Raw genomic sequence first — 17,062 nt, 5'->3', positions numbered from 1 at the left:
AATGAATGAAAACCCAGGCCACGGTTAGCCAGCCGTCAAATGTACCGGGTTCGCCACTGCTGCAAGTCAGTGGCGCACTGGTGTTGATTCTGGCGATAATTTTTATTGTCGCCTGGCTGGCGAAGCGTCTGGGATTCGCCGGGAAATCTGCGGGTAGCCGCGGTCTAAAAGTCAGCGCCAGCACCTCTGTTGGGCCACGCGAGCGCGTGGTCATTGTGGACGTGGAAGATGCACGTCTGGTGCTGGGCGTTACCCCTTCGCAGATTAATTTACTGCACACGCTTCCTCCGGCGCCCGCCGACAACGAAGACATGAAAGAGAAGACCCCGGACTTTCAGTCCGTGATGAAGAATTTGCTTAAGCGTTCCGGGAGAACCTGATGCGCCGTTTGTTACCTTTCGCGCTGGCCGGATTATGGCTGGCTGCCCCTGCCGCATTTGCTCAACTCCCGGGTCTGGTGAGTCAACCGCTGGCCAACGGCGGACAAAGCTGGTCTCTGCCGGTGCAGACGCTGGTCTTTATCACGTCGCTGACCTTCCTGCCTGCCGTACTGCTGATGATGACCAGCTTCACCCGTATCATCATCGTGTTTGGTCTGCTGCGTAATGCCCTGGGTACGCCTTCCGCGCCGCCGAACCAGGTTATGCTTGGGCTGGCGTTGTTTTTAACCTTTTTTATTATGTCGCCGGTCATCGATAAGATTTACGCCGACGCCTATCAGCCTTTTAGCGAAAACAAAATTTCCGTCGATGTGGCGCTGGAGCGCGGTGCACAACCGCTGCGTGAGTTTATGCTGCGCCAGACGCGCGAAGCCGACCTCGCCCTCTTCGCCCGCTTAGCCAATAGCCCACCAATTCAGGGGCCGGAAGCCGTCTCCATGCGCATCCTGCTGCCGGCTTATGTGACCAGCGAACTCAAAACCGCCTTCCAGATTGGTTTTACGATATTCATTCCGTTTTTGATTATCGATCTGGTGATCGCCAGCGTCCTGATGGCGCTGGGGATGATGATGGTGCCACCTGCCACTATTGCCCTGCCGTTCAAGCTAATGCTGTTCGTGCTGGTGGATGGCTGGCAGTTACTGGTCGGTTCGCTGGCACAGAGTTTCTACAGTTAGGAGTGAAAGATGACACCTGAATCGGTCATGATGATTGGCACCGAGGCGATGAAAGTTGCCCTCGCGCTTGCCGCTCCGTTGCTCCTGGTAGCCCTGGTAACGGGTCTGATTATCAGCATTCTGCAGGCCGCCACGCAGATTAACGAAATGACGCTCTCGTTCATTCCCAAAATCATTGCGGTATTTGTGACTATCATCATTGCCGGGCCGTGGATGCTCAATCTGCTGCTGGATTATATGCGCACGTTATACAGTAACCTGCCTTATATGATTGGATAAGCCCCGCATGTTTCATGTCACCAGCGATCAATGGCTTCAATGGCTCAGCATGTATTTCTGGCCCTTGTTGCGCATTATGGCGCTGATCATGACGGCCCCTATCCTGAGTGAGCGCTCTATCCCCCGGCGCGTAAAAATGGGGCTGGGTCTGGTGATTACCTTTATCGTCGCCCCAACTCTACCGCCAGTCGACGCGTCGATGTTTTCCTCTAATGGCTTATGGCTGGCGATACAACAGCTTCTGATAGGCATCGCGCTTGGTTTTACGATGCAGTTTGCCTTCGCGACGATTCGTTATGCCGGAGAACTGATTGGCTTACAGATGGGCCTGTCGTTCGCGACCTTTGTCGATCCTACAAGCCACCTCAACATGCCTGTCCTTGCCCGATTTATGGACATGCTGGCGATGCTGCTGTTTTTAGTTCTCAATGGCCATCTGTGGCTAATTTCAATGCTGGTAGACACCTTTCATACGCTGCCAATAGGCGGAGACCCGGTGAACAGCGACGCGTTTATGGCCATTACCCGCTCCGCGAGCATGATTTTCGTCAATGGCGTTATGCTGGCATTACCCATCATTACCCTGCTGCTGACCATCAACCTGGCGATGGGGTTATTGAACCGTATGTCTCCACAATTCTCCCTTTTTGTTATTGGTTTCCCGATAACATTGACGGTGGGTATTTTGCTGATGGTCGCCATGATGCCGTTAATCGCACCCTATACCGAACGAGTATTTGGTGAAGTTTTCAATCTATTAGCCGATATAGTCGGTGAACTGCCGAAGAAATAACAACCCACACTTTTTATATAGCCTTCCTAAGGAAATTCCTAAAATCAATTCAGGAAATCACCCCCTACGATATACCTGGCGCGGGTTAATTGTTTTTAAGGTTCTCACAGAACACAACATTTACTTTACTTTGAGATGATTCCTGGCAAATTATACGTAACTTTACGGGATAGTGGTTTCGCCTGAGGTCGTCCTGCTCATTGTTTATTACTTTTTTGCCTGGTGGTTCGGGGACCTCTGGCGAGGGTGAATTATCGTTACGCATTGAGTGAGGGTATGCCATGTCAACGATTATTATGGATTTATGCAGTTATACCCGGTTGGGACTAACGGGGTATCTGGCAAGCCGGGGGGTAAAGAAACGAGAAATCAACGACGTAACAACTGTTGATGAACTCGAATCGGCATGTGTGGCATTACAACCCACGGTGGTGTTTATTAATGAGGACTGCTTTATTCACGATCCTGTCAGCAGTCAGCATATAAAAGAAATCATTACTCAACACCCCCGAACGTTATTTATTGTATTTATGGCAATAGCTAATATTCACTTCGATGAATATTTGTTAGTTCGCAAGAATTTATTGATCAGTTCCAAGTCAATAAAGCCTGAGTCCCTGGACGATATTTTGGCCGACTATCTTAGTAAAGAGAAAAAAAGTATTGGGCACATTAATTTACCCACGCTATCACTGAGCCGGACGGAATCCAGCATGCTTAAAATGTGGATGTCGGGGCAGGATACCATCCAAATATCCGATCAGATGAATATTAAAGCGAAAACGGTATCATCACATAAAGGTAATATAAAAAGGAAAATCAAAACGCATAATAAGCAAGTGATCTATCACGTCGTGCGTCTGACCGACAATGTGACCAGCGGTATCTTTGTGAATATGCGATAAAAATTGAGGGATCACCCTCCTGAACGGAGGGCGAAAAAACTAATCAAGCAATTCAACAAAAACCCCGTCCGGATGACCTTTTTCATTAAAGAACCAGATACCGAGCGGGTAATCATCAAGTGAAACCAGGTACATCGTACCTTCATTGAATTCTTCAATAGCCAGCACAACACCCGGACGGCGCGGACCACCGTCCGTCTTGACCGTAACCCGATCGTTTACCTTCATATTCATCCTCCTGTTTCATTTGTGCCAGTGTAGAACAATTCTCAATAACTAACAGCGCCCGGACGTTTGGCTGGCTATTTTTTCTACCGACTATACTTACCCGTGGGCCTGACAATGAGGTGAAACGGATGAGTACAGTTAAAGAGTACAGCGACACCGCAAAGCGGGACGTCAGTGTCGACGTTGATGCCCTGCTGGCTGCAATAAACGAGATTTGTGAGAGTGAAATCCATCGTGTTGATGACGGCGAGGGTCAGCGCGTTAGCGTCGATGGGCGGGATTACCATACCTGGCGTGAACTGGCGGAGGCGTTCGAGCTTGATGTTCACGACTTTAGCGTGACAGAAGTGAATCGCTAGAAAGAAAAAATCCCGGTCATGGGGTGGCCGGGATAAAGCTTGCTCTCGCAAGAAGCACTTGAAAATTCGTTACACCAGGGAATCTGATGTAACTGGCACCATATCCGCAAACTTATTGCATGACAAGGTAATATTTCTTTGCTGAATAATTTAGTTGCGTAATATTTTCATCGCGGACGCATCCATAAACCCCGCGCCATGCCGCTTACCTGCTTTGGTTGCAGACTTTTCGCTAAGTGGCCTTACTAAAAAATGAGATTTGTCTTACCTGACTGCAAGGAGCAGACCATGCCAACACTTGACGACCCACTGCTGGTGTTTTCCGATGTTGACGGCACACTCCAGGATAGCCACACCGGCGACTGGCAGCCCGCGGCTGAGTGGCTTGCCCGTCTGCGTGAACATCGTATCCCCTTGATCCTTTGCAGCAGTAAAACTGCCGCCGAAATGCTTGCCGTGCAACGCATGGTGGGTCTGGAAGGCCTGCCCTTTATCGCCGAAAACGGTGCTGTCATTCAGCTCGATGAACGCTGGCAGGATCACGAAAACTATCCGCGTATCATTACCGGCTCCTCCCACGACGAGATTGCTAAAGTGCTCATCGAATTACGTAGCCGTGATGGCTATAAGTTCACGACCTTTAACGAAATGGATGAACATGTCCTGGCCGATGTCACCGGTCTTACCCCGGCACAAGCCTCGCTGGCTCGCTTACAGGAAGCCTCTGAGACCTTAATCTGGCGGGATAGCGATGAACACATGCAGGCGTTAGACGCCGAACTGGCTCAACTCGGCTTACGTTTTGTGCAGGGGGCCCGGTTCTGGCATGTCCTTGATGAACGCAGCGGGAAAGATCAAGCCGTAAACTGGCTGCTGCGCCAGTATCGCCATTACGATGGAGGCAGCCACGTCACTATAGGATTGGGCGATGGTCCTAATGATGCCCCTCTGTTGGACACCGTCAACTTCGCGATTGTGGTAAAAGGGCTGAACCGCCAGGGGGTCCGCTTACAACACGATACGCCTGAGCGGGTATATCACTGCGCCCTTGAAGGCGCAGCGGGGTGGCGTGAAGGTATGGATTATGTGTTGGGTAACGGCGTCACGCCGTCTTCGGCGCAAACCTGATTACGACCATTATTTTTTGCGTGATACAACCGACTGTCGGCAACAGACTGGAGATACTCGAAATCATAGTTGCCGCTTTCCTGTGCGCTACTCACCCCAAGTGAGGCGGTAACACGAATGGTTTTGCTCTTTTGGACAAAAATTTCTTTGCTACTGATACGCTGGCGGATTTTTTCAGCAACGGCGGTTGCATCCACAAGCGTCGCCCCCGGGAGCAAGACGCAAAACTCTTCTCCCCCGACGCGTCCGGCCACATCCTGCTCGCGAATCGATTTGCCAATTAAGCCCGCGGCATACGACAAGACCAAATCTCCCGCCTGATGGCCGAATCGATCGTTAACCCGTTTGAAATGGTCGAGGTCGATTTGAATCACCGAGAGCGGGAGATTTTGCGCCGCACACTCAGTTGTCAGCGCCTGGGCGCGTTCAAACAACGCGCCGCGATTATTCAGTCGCGTCAATGGGTCATACCAGGCCTGCCATTGCAAGGTATGCTGGAGCTGAAACATGTTGCTGACCATCCGGCGGATCACCCCCCAGGAGAGCAGCAGGATGGTGGTAAACAGCAGCCACAATAAAGCCAGGGCGATGCTGATACTGCCAAAATCACTGCGCAACCCCTCATGCAAGGTCTGGATACGCAACACACTACCTTCGAAATGTTTCATTCTTTCCCAGCTTACAAACCGCGTTCCCAAACGCAAGCCGCCCGCTGTATCTCTGGCCATCTCCCGTCGCAGTTGCGCATGTTCATCAGAGGAAAATTGCTGGCCCGTCGTTCCGTCGTCTGCGGTAGTGGTTAGCAACGTAAACTGCGCATCATATAGCTGGTATTCTCCTTTATCCTGACTCTGTCGCGCTTCGGTCAGCAATGCCTTCATTGACGACACAGGAAAACTCATGGATAGCACGCCATACCAGTAGTTTTGAAAATCCAAGGGTACACTGGCGGTCACCAGCGAATCGGCAATATTCGGTGTGTGTGCTTCGTCGCTAAACCAACGTACCCCACGCAGTTTGTTTTCGCGCTCACTTTGCCCACTAAACCAGGGGCTGGTCAGATGCTGGTAGTACTGCTGTACGATTTCATTGTTGTTCCCGACAGGCAGAGTAGAGATAAAAAAACCCGCCCGGGAGACATAAAGCGCACGGCGCGGAAACATCGTGGCACTGGAGGAAAAACGGAACAGATACCCGAGCTCCATCGCTGCGGTCAGCTCATTGTGCAACAACGGATTGTCACGGCTTAGCGAGGCACTTTGGTCAACAAAATAGTCCGACACGCCATATAACGGCAGCGTCCGACGGTTATCCAGCCCTATTTGCCAGTAAGGAAGTATCCGCTCTTTTTCGAACTCCACCTGGATGTTACGCAAAACATCGAAAGCCAGCGGAGTTTGAACCGCAGACTGCATACCATTGCGGAAAAAAAGCAGACGATCGATACCTACCTGCATCTGCCTGTCCAGCACGTTGGCAACGTTATCCAGCGTGTTTCGCTGACTAACGACATAGGCGCCTCTCATCACAATGACTTCACGCCACGTCAGTACCGTAGAACAGACCAGCACAATAACAAAACAGAGATTCACGACCCGGCTGGGAACAAACCAGGTTTTGACAAACGCAAGTCGCGGAGGACTTTTTACGACTTTTTCCTGCCCCACAAAGACTCCCTGAATAAACGCAACGCTGATGCGTTATGCGATTGCCAATGGCAAAAAAACTGTAAGAAGAAAAACGCCCGGACATGCCGGGCGTTTTAGATGGCTATGCCTCTTCGCAAAGCTTTTGTCCTTCACCGGGAACCAATTCATCTTCCCGAAAGGCTTCACGTTTCACGACGTGACCGTCATACCAGCGGCACTCCACCATTCCACTGGAATAACCGGTGACAATCATGCGCGGCCCACCATTTTTTGCTTTTACTTCATCACTGACCAAAAAGACCATCTTTGCCTCCTGTATCAGGGTGAAACGATTTCACCTTAGACGAAGTTTCAACCTTTTGCGTAGTGGCAAAATTGAGAATTCAGGCATGCGTACCACGCAACCGTGCAATAAGTTTCACCGCCGACAGAACTATCGCACCGATGATAAAACCCAATACCAGATTAGCCAGCACAGGGAGCAACGCCGCAACGACGGTATTACTGCCTTGCGCCATATGTTCAATGGCGTGGTGTAACGGCGCGATACCATGAACCACAATGCCACCGCCGACCAGGAACATGGCCAGCGTCCCGACGACTGACAATATTTTCATCAGCCATGGCGCAATAAATAACAAGCTTTTACCCAGCGCCTGCGCCAGAGCTGCCCGTTTTTCTGCCAGCCAGTAACCCATATCATCCAGCTTGACGATAATGCCCACCAGGCCATACACCCCAATCGTGACCAGTACCGCAATTCCGGACAGAATCAGCACCTGATTTAACAGCGGCGCTTCGGCCACAATGCCCAGAGTGATGGCGACAATTTCCGCCGACAGAATAAAATCGGTGCGGATTGCGCCTTTCACTTTATCACGTTCAAATTCGCGCGGATCTTGTGCGGCTATCGCGTTCAACCGCTGCTCGCGCGCTTGCGCCGTTTCTTTATGCTTACGGGCCTCCAGGCTGTGCAAGACTTTCTCGACACCTTCAAAGCACAGAAACGCCCCGCCAATCATTAATAACGGCGTAACAGCCCAGGGTATAAAGGCGCTTATCAATAGCGCCAGCGGCACCAGAATTACTTTATTGAGCAGTGACCCTTTCGCCACGCTCCAGACGACAGGTAATTCGCGGTTTGCGCGTACGCCCGTAACCTGCTGGGCATTGAGGGAGAGATCGTCCCCCAGTACGCCTGCGGTCTTTTTCGCCGCCAGTTTACCCATCACCGAAATATCATCCAGCAATGTGGCTATGTCATCGAGTAAAGTTAATAAGCTACTGCCTGCCAAAATGGTCTTCCTTATTGATTGTCTGTGATTTTTTACCGATTGATTCTCTTAGTATGATGTAAAAAGGCGGCAGCGAAAATCCTCCAGAGCAATACAACAAAAATTTAACAGATAAAATACAATTAACCGCTCGCCAGGGCGATAGTTTTGGCGTTTACTATATGCTTCCTTTTTATTTCGCTGTGAGGGAGTATGCGTTTCAGGCAGCTTTTACCGCTTATTAGTGCACTTTTCGCACTGTATATTATTTGGGGTTCCACGTACTTTGTAATTCGCATCGGGGTTGAAAGTTGGCCACCGTTTATGATGGCTGGCGTACGCTTCCTTTCTGCCGGCATTTTGCTAATGGCATTCCTGCTCATTACCGGTCATAAACTTCCCGCTTTACGTCCCCTGCTTAATGCGGCACTGATTGGCGTGTTACTGCTGGCCGTTGGTAACGGTTTTGTTACCGTTGCAGAACATCAGAACGTCCCTTCCGGCATCGCTGCCGTCGTTGTAGCGACCGTTCCGCTCTTTACACTCTGCTTTAGCCACTTTTATGGTATCCAGACCCGCAAATTGGAATGGATGGGTATTGCTATTGGTCTGGCAGGTATCATCCTGCTGAATAGCGGCGGCAATCTGAGCGGTAACCCATGGGGCGCCCTGATGATCCTCATCGGCTCGTTAAGCTGGGCATTTGGCTCCGTATACGGTTCACGCATTGAATTACCCACCGGTATGATGGCTGGTGCAATCGAAATGCTGGCGGCAGGCATCGTACTGTTAGTCACCTCGGCGCTCAGCGGCGAGCGGATGACCACATTGCCAACGGTGCAGGGCTTTATGGCTGTCGGTTATCTGGCGATTTTCGGTTCAGTGATTGCCATCAATGCCTATATGTATCTGATACGCAATGTCAGCCCGGCTATCGCCACCAGCTATGCCTACGTTAACCCGGTTGTGGCCGTTTTGCTGGGTACCGGTTTTGGCGGCGAGCATCTCTCCAGCATCGAGTGGCTCGCGCTCGGGATTATTATTATGGCTGTCGTGCTGGTGACGCTGGGGAAATACCTCTTCCCTGCCCGCCCTGTCGTGACCCCTTGTGAAGCGGAAAAGTAGCGTTCATTGATGAATGCCACGTGTGTCGATCTGCGCGGTGTCGCCGCCCCCGCAGATCCACTCTTCAAGCCGCTCGCCCAGCGCATCGTCCGTTAATTTAAGCCGCCCGCGTAACGCACACTCCCAGACAATTAAGACCCGCCACCCCTGTTCATGCAATAGTGCGCTATCGCGCTTATCACGCACGACATTTTTGCCGATTTTTTCCAGCCAGAATTCAGTTCGCGTCGCGGGGACTTTAAATAAATGGCAGTCGTGGTGATGCCAGAAACAGCCATGGGTAAAAATGACGGCGCGATACTCATCCAGCACAAAATCAGGGCGCCCCGGTAACGCGGCATCCTGGACACGATACGTCAGGCCCAGTGTTTCCAGCAGCGAAGCAAGCCTTTTTTCAATTGCTGTGTCACGGGTGGCAATGGCACGCATGTTTTTGCTGCGCGTCGCCTTATCGTGGACATCTGCCATTCGCTCCCCCTCACGCAATCAGTCTGGTTGGTGATGACCAAAACGATGTAAGACATCGTTTTCCAGCCCGTGATAATCACCCTGCAATTCGGCGCTGATTTTCGCCATAAACTGCACCAGATAATCGGCATTATGCTGCGCCAACGCCCTCCCCTTTTCCGTCTGCATGGTGGCAGGCAACGTCAGCAGCTTGGTCTGAAAATGGTCAAGCGCATAACGTTTATCATTGAGCTCGCGCCCGTCGGCAAAGGGATCGTTGCTATCAAATAGCGCCACTCCCAACGAACCGGCCACCGCAAAAACGCGCGCCAGCCCAATCGCACCCAGGGCTTCAAGCCTGTCGGCATCCTGGACAATTTTCGCTTCAGGCGTTTGTGGCACGATCCCGGCGCTATAGCTGTGCGCCTCAATAGCGTGGCGTACCGCAGGGTAGCGCTCTTCCGGGAAGAGTGGAAAATCTGCGCGCAGGATCGCTGTCGTTTTTTCCGCCGCCATGCGTGAGGCTAGTGACCGCTGCGGATCATTTTTCGCCAGGCTCACAATATCGTGAAAGTAGCAGGCCGTCAGAATCACCAGCCCATCCACCTCCTGGCCTGCCATAAGGTGCTGTGCGGTACGCCAGACCCGGCGAAAATGGGCGACATCATGAGCGGCGTCCGCCTGGGTATAATGTTGCGCGACCCACGTGTCAAAGCGTTGTTGCCATTCAGTTAAGGTCATTGTCACTCCTTCCAGGGAAAGCCGTAACCATAGCACTATTTTATTTCATTGCTTAGGCGTCCTTCCTTTTTGGGCGGGGCAGCCCCAGAAATACCCCAATATGAGCCCCGTTGCACGATCATCACCACTGCAACAACGCATATCATTTCACCAAAAATGCGAAATCATCGTATTACACTGGCTGAACAACCGTTTCAAAAGACTTTATGCCGTATCAAATACCAATCACAGCCTATATTTATATTGAAAAATTGCTTTTTTTGCAGTTTTTTTGTTCACTTTGATTCATTTTAAAAATAATTAATCACACTCTTATGTAACGTACACAATAAAATCCATCTAAAGGTCAGTATATTAATCTCACTTCTATGATAGTATTTGACGGCTATCAGCATTGAGTTGCTCTATTTTATCTATCATCCTTGTTTTCAGAGATGTGCCCGGGGGAATACCCCGGGCTTTTTTTTGCCCTTTATATTCATCGATAAAATACAATTCACTTAAACACAAAAAAGCAAAATGAAATACACTTCAATTATATTTTCACTTAATCCATAAAAATAGCAAATGCAATAAAATCAATGAAATGAATACATCAAACCACTTTTAATTCACAGAAAAAATACCACCACCCAAAGAAACATTTTGCAATATTTTAAATAATTTGCTTACATATTTGACGTAAAAATTAATGAACTTAATAGAATAGTATTCAGTTTGTAATTTCGGATGAAATTGCAAATATTCATATAAATTATGATCTCAAGGGAATAGATTATGAAAAGAAAAGTACTGGCGATTTTAGTGCCTGCGTTATTATTTGCAGGCGCAGCAAATGCGGCGGAAATTTATAACAAGAACGGTAATAAAGTCGATTTCTATGGAAAAATGGTCGGCGAACGCATTTGGTCTGACACCGATAAACACAACAGCGAAAATGAAGATACCTCTTACGCCCGTATCGGCATTAAGGGTGAAACCCAGATCAACAGCGAACTCACCGGCTTTGGTCAGTGGGAATACAATATGGATGCCAGCCACCCTGAAGGCGGCCAGGATGAGAGTACACGTCTCGCCTTCGCTGGTCTGAAATTTGGCAACTTTGGTTCTTTCGATTATGGCCGAAATTATGGTGTCGCTTATGATGTCGCGGCATACACCGATATGCTGGTTGAATGGGGTGGTGATTCCTGGGCTTCCGCCGACAACTTTATGAATGGCCGTACCAATGGCGTTGCTACTTACCGTGTCACTGATTTCTTCGGTGAAGTTGAAGGCCTGAATCTGGCGCTGCAATATCAAGGCAAAAACGACAACCGTATCGTAAGAAAACAAAACGGCGACGGCTACAGCATGTCTGCTTCTTATCAGTTCGATGGATTTGGATTTGCCGCAACCTACGGTAAAGCGGACCGTACTGACGAGCAAGCTGCCGACCGTAAAGGCGATAACGCAGAAATCTGGTCCATCGCGGCAAAATACGATGCAAATAATGTTTACGCTGCGATGATGTACGGCGAAACCCGTAACATGACCGTTGAGAAAGACAGCCAGTTCGCTAATAAAACGCAGAACTTCGAAGCCGTTATCCAGTACCAGTTTGATTTCGGTTTGCGCCCTTCTCTCGGTTATGTCTACTCTAAAGGCGATGACCTGAGCCGTCGCGGTAGCTTTAAAGGCGGCGACGCTGCGCGCGTAAACTACATCGAACTCGGTACCTGGTACTACTTCAACAAAAACATGAACGTTTACGCGGCGTACCAGTTCAACTTGCTGGATGACACGCGCTACGTTCGTGAAACAGGCACCAATAAAAACGACCAGTTCGCACTGGGTATTGTTTACCAGTTCTAAGCATACGTTTCTTTCAAAGCCCGCCGCGAGCGGGCTTTTTTGTGGCAAAAGCACAGGCCGACCGCATGATATCGCATGCAGTGATAAAATTTACGGGAGTAATGAGAAAAACATCTGTGACAAGAGTCGTTGAAAGCAAAGCGCGTAACTGTTTGAATAGTGGCGGAGAGAGGGGGATTTGAACCCCCGGTAGAGTTGCCCCTACTCCGGTTTTCGAGACCGGTCCGTTCAGCCGCTCCGGCATCTCTCCGTTTCAATGGTTGCCATGATGCCAGGTAATTTGGCATTTTAACAGACCCTGTCCCGTTAATTTGGTTCAAGTGGCGAGTTTGCGAGCAAAGCGATGATTAAGTGGCCCTGGAAAACAAAGGAAGCTTCTCACGGTGCGGAATTCCCATGGGAAGAAGCATTAAGTATCCCCGTGTTAGCGAGCCTTTCTTTAGATGAACAAGAGAAACTGGTTCACCTTGCAGACCGTTTTTTGCAACAAAAGCGGCTGGTTGCCTTGCAAGGTTTCGAACTGGATGCGCTAAAGAGCGCGCGTATCAGTCTGCTCTTTTGCCTGCCGGTACTGGAACTCGGTCTTGAATGGCTGGATGGTTTCCATGAAGTACTCATCTACCCTGCTCCGTTTGTCGTTGACGATGAATGGGAAGACGGTATTGGCCTTGTGCATAGCCAGCGTCTCGTCCAGTCGGGGCAAAGCTGGCAGCAGGGCCCCATTGTCCTGAACTGGCTCGACATCCAGGATTCGTTCGATGCATCAGGATTCAACTTGATCATCCACGAAGTCGCACACAAACTGGACGCCCGCAATGGCGACAGGGCAAGCGGTATTCCACTTATCCCTATGCGCGAAGTGGCTGGCTGGGAGCACGATCTGCACGCTGCGATGGATAATATTCAGGATGAAATCGACCTGGTAGGGGAAAGCGCGGCCAGTATCGATGCCTATGCGGCAACCGATCCTGCTGAGTGTTTTGCCGTGCTGTCGGAGTATTTTTTCAGCGCACCTGAACTGTTCGCCCCACGTTTCCCGGCGTTATGGCAACGTTTCTGTCATTTCTATGGTCAGGATCCGTTATCGCGTCTGCGCGATCGGCCTTATTCAGCAAATGATCCCGTAAGCCGTGTGCACTAAAAAGGCAATTTGCACTTTAATTCACCAATTGAATCAGCAAGTTAAATTAGGTATTGACACATATGAACGTGGCAAGTAGTATGCGCCCCGTTCACACGATTCCTCTGTAGTTCAGTCGGTAGAACGGCGGACTGTTAATCCGTATGTCACTGGTTCGAGTCCAGTCAGAGGAGCCAAATTCCGATTCATACGCTTCCTTATGAGTACTTATTTGATTATTATTCAATAAGTTAGCGTAAAAATCTTTCCCGATGCGTATTCAGTTTTCCCTCCGCATTCGGTTACTTTGGTGGTCAGATTTGGGGTCAGGTTGGTTCGATTCTGGAGTGCCCCCAAATGTCTTTAAATCATTCAAAAATCCGCAACTTAAAGTCCCCTTCCAAACCCGTAAAATTTTCTGATTCGCACGGCCTGTATCTTCTGGTCAATCCCGGCGGTTCACGTATCTGGTATCTCAAATATCGCTTCAATGGCAAAGAGTCCCGCGTCAGTCTGGGCGCATATCCGCTGGTTTCTCTCGCTGAAGCCCGCCAGCAGCGCTGGCGGTATCCGTAAACTGCTGGCGCAGAATATCAATCCCGCGCAACAGCGTGTCGCTGAAAAAGCCGCCGCGTCACCGGAAAAATGCTTTGAGGCCGTTGCGGTGGCATGGCACAAAACCAACAAGAAATGGTCGGCTGACTATGCAGAGCGCATCCTCGCCAGTATGAAAAATCATATCTTTCCGGCAATTGGTCATATACCTGTCACTCTGCTGAAAACGCAGCATTTCACGGCATTGCTTAAGGTCATCGAGGATAAGGGCTTTCTGGAAGTCGCGTCCCGTACCGGCAGCAACTCTGCAACTTTATGCGTTACGCCGTTCAGCAGGGACTGACCGAAAACAACCCGGCGCTGCATCTGGAAGGCGTCACCGCGCCGCCAGTTAAAAATCACTATCCGGCCCAGCGCTGGAGCGGTTACCCGAGCTGCTGGCACGTATCGGTGACTATCAACAGGGACGACAGTTAACAAGACTGGCGGTAGCGCTGGCTCTGCATCTGTTTATCCGTTCCAGCGAACTGCGCTTTGCCCGCTGGAGCGAGATTGATTTCAGACACAAAATCTGGACCATCCCCGCCACTCGCGAAACCATAGAAAAGGTCCGTTTCTCTGGTCGCGGCGCGAAAATGCGTACTCCGCACATTGTGCCGCTTTCCCGGCAGTCAATTGCCATTCTGAAGCAGATACACGAAATTTCCGGCCATATGGAACTGGTGTTCCCTGGCGACCATAATCCGTATAAGCCGATGAGTGAAAACACCATCAACCGGGCGCTGCGTCTGATGGGTTACGATACCAAAACCGACGTCTGCGGGCATGGTTTCCGGGCTATGGCCTGTAGCGCACTGGTGGAATCTGAACTCTGGTCGCGGGATGCCGTGGAGCGGCAGATGAGCCATCAGGAACGCAACAGCGTTCGGGCGGCGTATATCCATCGCGCTGAACACCTCGACGCCCGCAAAGCCATGATGCAGTGGTGGTCAGATTCTCTGGACGTGAGCCGCGAAGGGTACGTTGCCGTACATTTATGCGCAGCGGCATAAGGCGGCCTGAGCCAGCGAAAATATAATTTATTGATAATGAAAAGAGAACCAGAACCTAAAAGTGCTACGAGTGACTTTAAATGGGTACTATATAATGTAGCCGAAGAGATCCCCCATTATCTGACTCATCTATAGCATTCCGTAATATGCTAACTCGACTAATCGTTGACAATATCAGGCCTGACACTAAAAGGTATTATCAAAAAAGTCGTTTTAGTTATTTATGCCGTGCTCTGGTGAAGATTTGCCCAAAACAAATTATGAACCATGTGCAGCCAGATGAGAAAGATATGATCCTTTCATGCCTGGTTAGTTGTTTATTTATGAAAGGAGACGCTTATCTTTGCCAAAATGATATAACAACAATTCTTTCAACACTAAATAGCATACCAACTCTATGTGAGTATATCTTTAAAACAGAATACGGTTTAATAAAAAAGTCAGTAAAGAGGATATTGATACAGGAAGTATTTCAGCAAATACATTACTTTCATCGTTCACCGAAGAAGATTTTACATGGATGCATCGCTTACTTCATCAGGAGAGCAAAGAATCATCTAAAATGGCTTTACTGAAATTTATATTGCGCTTCGTTTTATCCGGAAATATCATTGCTAAATATAAAGAGCAACTGATTTCTTCTGTCGAGGAAAATGATAACCTTCTGTCTGTCATTGAGCGATGGTTCAGCCCAGAAGCTGTTTCCTCTTCACAAATTAAAAAAGAGCATTCATGGGAAAGAAGAGACAGAGAACGTATCAGGAAAAATGAACGAAAAAAAATGCGAAGGTAAATTTAGTGTTTCAAAGATAAAGTTATCAGCACCATTCACTATACTAGCCTCCGATTATAAAAAATCCATTATATCACATAAAGATAATGAGAGATATCATACTAATAACATATTACTACTCATGCAATGAATATACAAATTACATCTGTTGATTTTGAATACAAAAACCATGAAAAGAACTATTCCCTCTTACTATTTCGGCACATTGTTCATCCTGCCTTTCTTCAAAGTTTCTTACATACGCTACTCTCACTTCCCATCACGTCAATTTATTACTCATTCGGGACATATGCACAAAAACTATTAAAGCCAGCCTCTCTGCCGAAATTATTGGCAATGCCGAATAACACTCCTACCTTAGAGTAAATACATAAATTAGATCTTTATCACAATCCCTATAAGAAAAATGGCTTCCAATTAATAACAGTACTTTTATTATATGAAATCCTTATGCAGCATTCTCTGGCATCAGGCGATATTAACAAATACAGTTATAGATATAGATATAGATATAGATATAGATATAGATATAGATATAGATATAGATATAGATAATATTGCCTCTACCTGAGTGAATAGTCTGAGGGGAAATGGATAAATTATTTCAGGGAACCTGTCGCAATGAATTCTGTACCCATACTGAATTTCGACCACTCGCACCACAAGCTAAAAATTCGCGGCCTGAGCAGCGCAAAGGACGTGCTGTCCTTTGAAGGCAGCGAACAGCTGGGCACGCCGTTCCGCTACGACATTCAGTTTACCAGCAGTGATAAGGCGATAGTGCCGGAGTCGGTGCTGATGCAGGACGGGTCATTCAGCCTGACGGCGCCGCCGATGCAGGGAATGCCGGTACAGACGCCGCTGCGCACCCTGTACGGGGTGATCACCGGCTTTAAGCTGCTTTCGTCGTCACGCGATGAGGCCCGGTATGAAGTGCGGCTGGAACCGCATCTGGCGCTGCTGTCCCGCAGCCGACAGAATGCGATTTACCAGAACCAGACGGTGCCGCAGATTGTGGAGAAGATACTGCGCGAGCGGCACGGGATGCGCGGTCAGGACTTCGTGTTCACCCTCAAAAGCGAATACCCGTCGCGCGAGCAGGTGATGCAGTACGGCGAGGACGACCTGACGTTTATCTCGCGGCTGCTGTCGGAAGTGGGTATCTGGTTCCGGTTCAGCACCGATGCTCGGCTGAAAATCGAGGTTATCGAGTTTTACGACGACCAGAGCGGCTATGAGCGCGGGCTGACGCTGCCGTTGCGTAATCCTTCGGGGATGAGTGACAGCGGAACGGAAGCGGTGTGGGGGCTGAACACGGCATACAGCGTGGTGGAGAAAAGCGTCACCACGCGGGACTACAACTACCGCGACGCGACGGCAGAGATGACCACCGGCCAGCTTGACGTCACGGGCGGGGACAGTACCACCTACGGGGAAGCCTACCATTACGCTGACAACTTCCTAAAAATGGGTGATAAAGACACACCGGAAAGCGGCGCGTTCTATGCGCGTATCCGCCATGAGCGTTACCTGAACGGGCGGGCCATCCTGAAAGGAGAGAGCACCAGCTCGCTGCTGATGCCGGGTCTGGAGATAAAGGTACAGGGCGACGATGCGCCGGAAGTGTTTCGCGAGGGCGTGTA

The 17,062-nt window shown here is 49.5% G+C and carries 17 protein-coding genes, 2 tRNA genes and 2 pseudogenes; 14 read left to right on the top strand and 7 right to left on the bottom strand.

What is annotated here, in order from left to right; translation table 11 throughout:
- The first annotated feature begins 5 nt into the window (after positions 1 to 5).
- The 5 genes from fliO to rcsA all read left to right on the top strand — a co-directional run bounded on the left by fliO (position 6) and on the right by rcsA (position 3,094).
- A complete protein-coding gene (gene fliO, locus ABU190_RS03470) occupies positions 6 to 380 on the top strand; it encodes a flagellar biosynthetic protein FliO (RefSeq protein ID WP_354690393.1) in 375 nt (124 codons plus the stop codon).
- The gene (gene fliP / locus ABU190_RS03465; protein WP_041851835.1) at positions 380 to 1,117 is read left to right on the top strand and encodes a flagellar type III secretion system pore protein FliP; all 738 of its coding nucleotides are present in this window, start codon (positions 380 to 382) and stop codon (positions 1,115 to 1,117) included. Before fliO ends, fliP begins: the two co-directional genes overlap by 1 nt.
- 9 nt (positions 1,118 to 1,126) lie before the next feature.
- On the top strand, positions 1,127 to 1,396 hold the full coding sequence (gene fliQ / locus ABU190_RS03460; protein WP_041851836.1) for a flagellar biosynthesis protein FliQ: 270 nt from the start codon (positions 1,127 to 1,129) through the stop codon (positions 1,394 to 1,396).
- 7 nt (positions 1,397 to 1,403) lie between these two features.
- Positions 1,404 to 2,189 carry a flagellar biosynthetic protein FliR gene (gene fliR / locus ABU190_RS03455; RefSeq protein ID WP_296431060.1) on the top strand — a complete coding sequence of 262 codons (786 nt, stop codon included), beginning with the start codon at positions 1,404 to 1,406 and terminating at the stop codon, positions 2,187 to 2,189.
- Between the two features lie 281 nt (positions 2,190 to 2,470).
- Positions 2,471 to 3,094 carry a transcriptional regulator RcsA gene (gene rcsA, locus ABU190_RS03450; RefSeq protein WP_041851838.1) on the top strand — a complete coding sequence of 208 codons (624 nt, stop codon included), beginning with the start codon at positions 2,471 to 2,473 and terminating at the stop codon, positions 3,092 to 3,094.
- 39 nt (positions 3,095 to 3,133) lie between these two features.
- On the opposite strand, the gene dsrB is transcribed toward rcsA, so the two are convergent.
- Positions 3,134 to 3,322: a protein DsrB gene (gene dsrB / locus ABU190_RS03445; RefSeq protein WP_041851839.1), complete on the bottom strand. Its 189-nt coding sequence runs from the start codon at positions 3,320 to 3,322 to the stop codon at positions 3,134 to 3,136.
- 128 nt (positions 3,323 to 3,450) lie between these two features.
- On the opposite strand from dsrB, the gene yodD reads away from it, so the two are divergent.
- Both yodD and ABU190_RS03435 read left to right on the top strand, forming a co-directional pair.
- Positions 3,451 to 3,681, top strand: coding sequence for a YodD family peroxide/acid resistance protein (gene yodD / locus ABU190_RS03440; RefSeq protein ID WP_354690392.1), 231 nt, complete (start codon positions 3,451 to 3,453; stop codon positions 3,679 to 3,681).
- Positions 3,682 to 3,969: 288 nt separating this feature from the next.
- Positions 3,970 to 4,809 (top strand): mannosyl-3-phosphoglycerate phosphatase-related protein, encoded by an 840-nt coding sequence (locus tag ABU190_RS03435; protein ID WP_354690391.1) that lies wholly within the window; start codon positions 3,970 to 3,972, stop codon positions 4,807 to 4,809.
- Here the strand turns inward: ABU190_RS03435 and dgcQ are convergent.
- From dgcQ to ABU190_RS03420, 3 genes are all read right to left on the bottom strand, one after another.
- Positions 4,764 to 6,476, bottom strand: a complete 1,713-nt coding sequence (gene dgcQ, locus ABU190_RS03430; RefSeq protein WP_354690390.1) for a cellulose biosynthesis regulator diguanylate cyclase DgcQ — start codon at positions 6,474 to 6,476, stop codon at positions 4,764 to 4,766. The two genes, ABU190_RS03435 and dgcQ, sit on opposite strands and share 46 nt — an antisense overlap.
- A 103-nt stretch (positions 6,477 to 6,579) precedes the next feature.
- Positions 6,580 to 6,762 carry a DUF2158 domain-containing protein gene (locus ABU190_RS03425; protein WP_041851843.1) on the bottom strand — a complete coding sequence of 61 codons (183 nt, stop codon included), beginning with the start codon at positions 6,760 to 6,762 and terminating at the stop codon, positions 6,580 to 6,582.
- Positions 6,763 to 6,841: 79 nt separating this feature from the next.
- Positions 6,842 to 7,753 carry a DUF808 domain-containing protein gene (locus ABU190_RS03420; protein WP_354690389.1) on the bottom strand — a complete coding sequence of 304 codons (912 nt, stop codon included), beginning with the start codon at positions 7,751 to 7,753 and terminating at the stop codon, positions 6,842 to 6,844.
- A 192-nt stretch (positions 7,754 to 7,945) separates the two neighbouring features.
- On the opposite strand from ABU190_RS03420, the gene yedA reads away from it, so the two are divergent.
- On the top strand, positions 7,946 to 8,857 hold the full coding sequence (gene yedA / locus ABU190_RS03415; protein ID WP_354690388.1) for a drug/metabolite exporter YedA: 912 nt from the start codon (positions 7,946 to 7,948) through the stop codon (positions 8,855 to 8,857).
- Between the two features lie 3 nt (positions 8,858 to 8,860).
- Here yedA and ABU190_RS03410 read toward each other — a convergent pair whose 3' ends face one another.
- Together ABU190_RS03410 and ABU190_RS03405 are read right to left on the bottom strand one after the other, a co-directional pair.
- Positions 8,861 to 9,325 (bottom strand): very short patch repair endonuclease, encoded by a 465-nt coding sequence (locus ABU190_RS03410; RefSeq protein ID WP_193793812.1) that lies wholly within the window; start codon positions 9,323 to 9,325, stop codon positions 8,861 to 8,863.
- 18 nt (positions 9,326 to 9,343) lie between these two features.
- Positions 9,344 to 10,045 (bottom strand): phosphohydrolase, encoded by a 702-nt coding sequence (locus ABU190_RS03405; RefSeq protein WP_354690387.1) that lies wholly within the window; start codon positions 10,043 to 10,045, stop codon positions 9,344 to 9,346.
- Between the two features lie 777 nt (positions 10,046 to 10,822).
- Between ABU190_RS03405 and ABU190_RS03400 the strand changes: the two genes are divergently transcribed.
- Positions 10,823 to 11,899 (top strand): porin, encoded by a 1,077-nt coding sequence (locus ABU190_RS03400; RefSeq protein ID WP_354690386.1) that lies wholly within the window; start codon positions 10,823 to 10,825, stop codon positions 11,897 to 11,899.
- A gap of 160 nt (positions 11,900 to 12,059) precedes the next feature.
- Here ABU190_RS03400 and ABU190_RS03395 read toward each other — a convergent pair.
- Positions 12,060 to 12,149 (bottom strand) — tRNA-Ser (locus ABU190_RS03395).
- A gap of 93 nt (positions 12,150 to 12,242) precedes the next feature.
- Between ABU190_RS03395 and mtfA the strand changes: the two genes are divergently transcribed.
- The 5 genes and pseudogenes from mtfA to vgrG all read left to right on the top strand — a co-directional run.
- Positions 12,243 to 13,040 (top strand): DgsA anti-repressor MtfA, encoded by a 798-nt coding sequence (gene mtfA, locus ABU190_RS03390; protein ID WP_354690385.1) that lies wholly within the window; start codon positions 12,243 to 12,245, stop codon positions 13,038 to 13,040.
- A 100-nt stretch (positions 13,041 to 13,140) separates the two neighbouring features.
- Positions 13,141 to 13,216 (top strand) — tRNA-Asn (locus tag ABU190_RS03385).
- Positions 13,217 to 13,376: 160 nt separating this feature from the next.
- Positions 13,377 to 14,636: pseudogene (locus ABU190_RS03380) on the top strand (integrase arm-type DNA-binding domain-containing protein).
- Between the two features lie 510 nt (positions 14,637 to 15,146).
- Positions 15,147 to 15,419: a hypothetical protein gene (locus ABU190_RS03375; RefSeq protein ID WP_354690384.1), complete on the top strand. Its 273-nt coding sequence runs from the start codon at positions 15,147 to 15,149 to the stop codon at positions 15,417 to 15,419.
- Between the two features lie 621 nt (positions 15,420 to 16,040).
- Positions 16,041 to 17,060, top strand: a pseudogene (gene vgrG, locus ABU190_RS03370) (type VI secretion system tip protein VgrG); the annotation flags it as partial.
- Positions 17,061 to 17,062 lie beyond the last annotated feature (2 nt).

Origin of the sequence: Phytobacter sp. RSE-02, from assembly GCF_040578655.1 — a bacterium.
In the GTDB taxonomy this organism is placed as follows: Bacteria; Pseudomonadota; Gammaproteobacteria; order Enterobacterales; family Enterobacteriaceae; genus Phytobacter; species Phytobacter diazotrophicus.
This window is presented reverse-complemented; position numbering and strand designations above follow the sequence as displayed.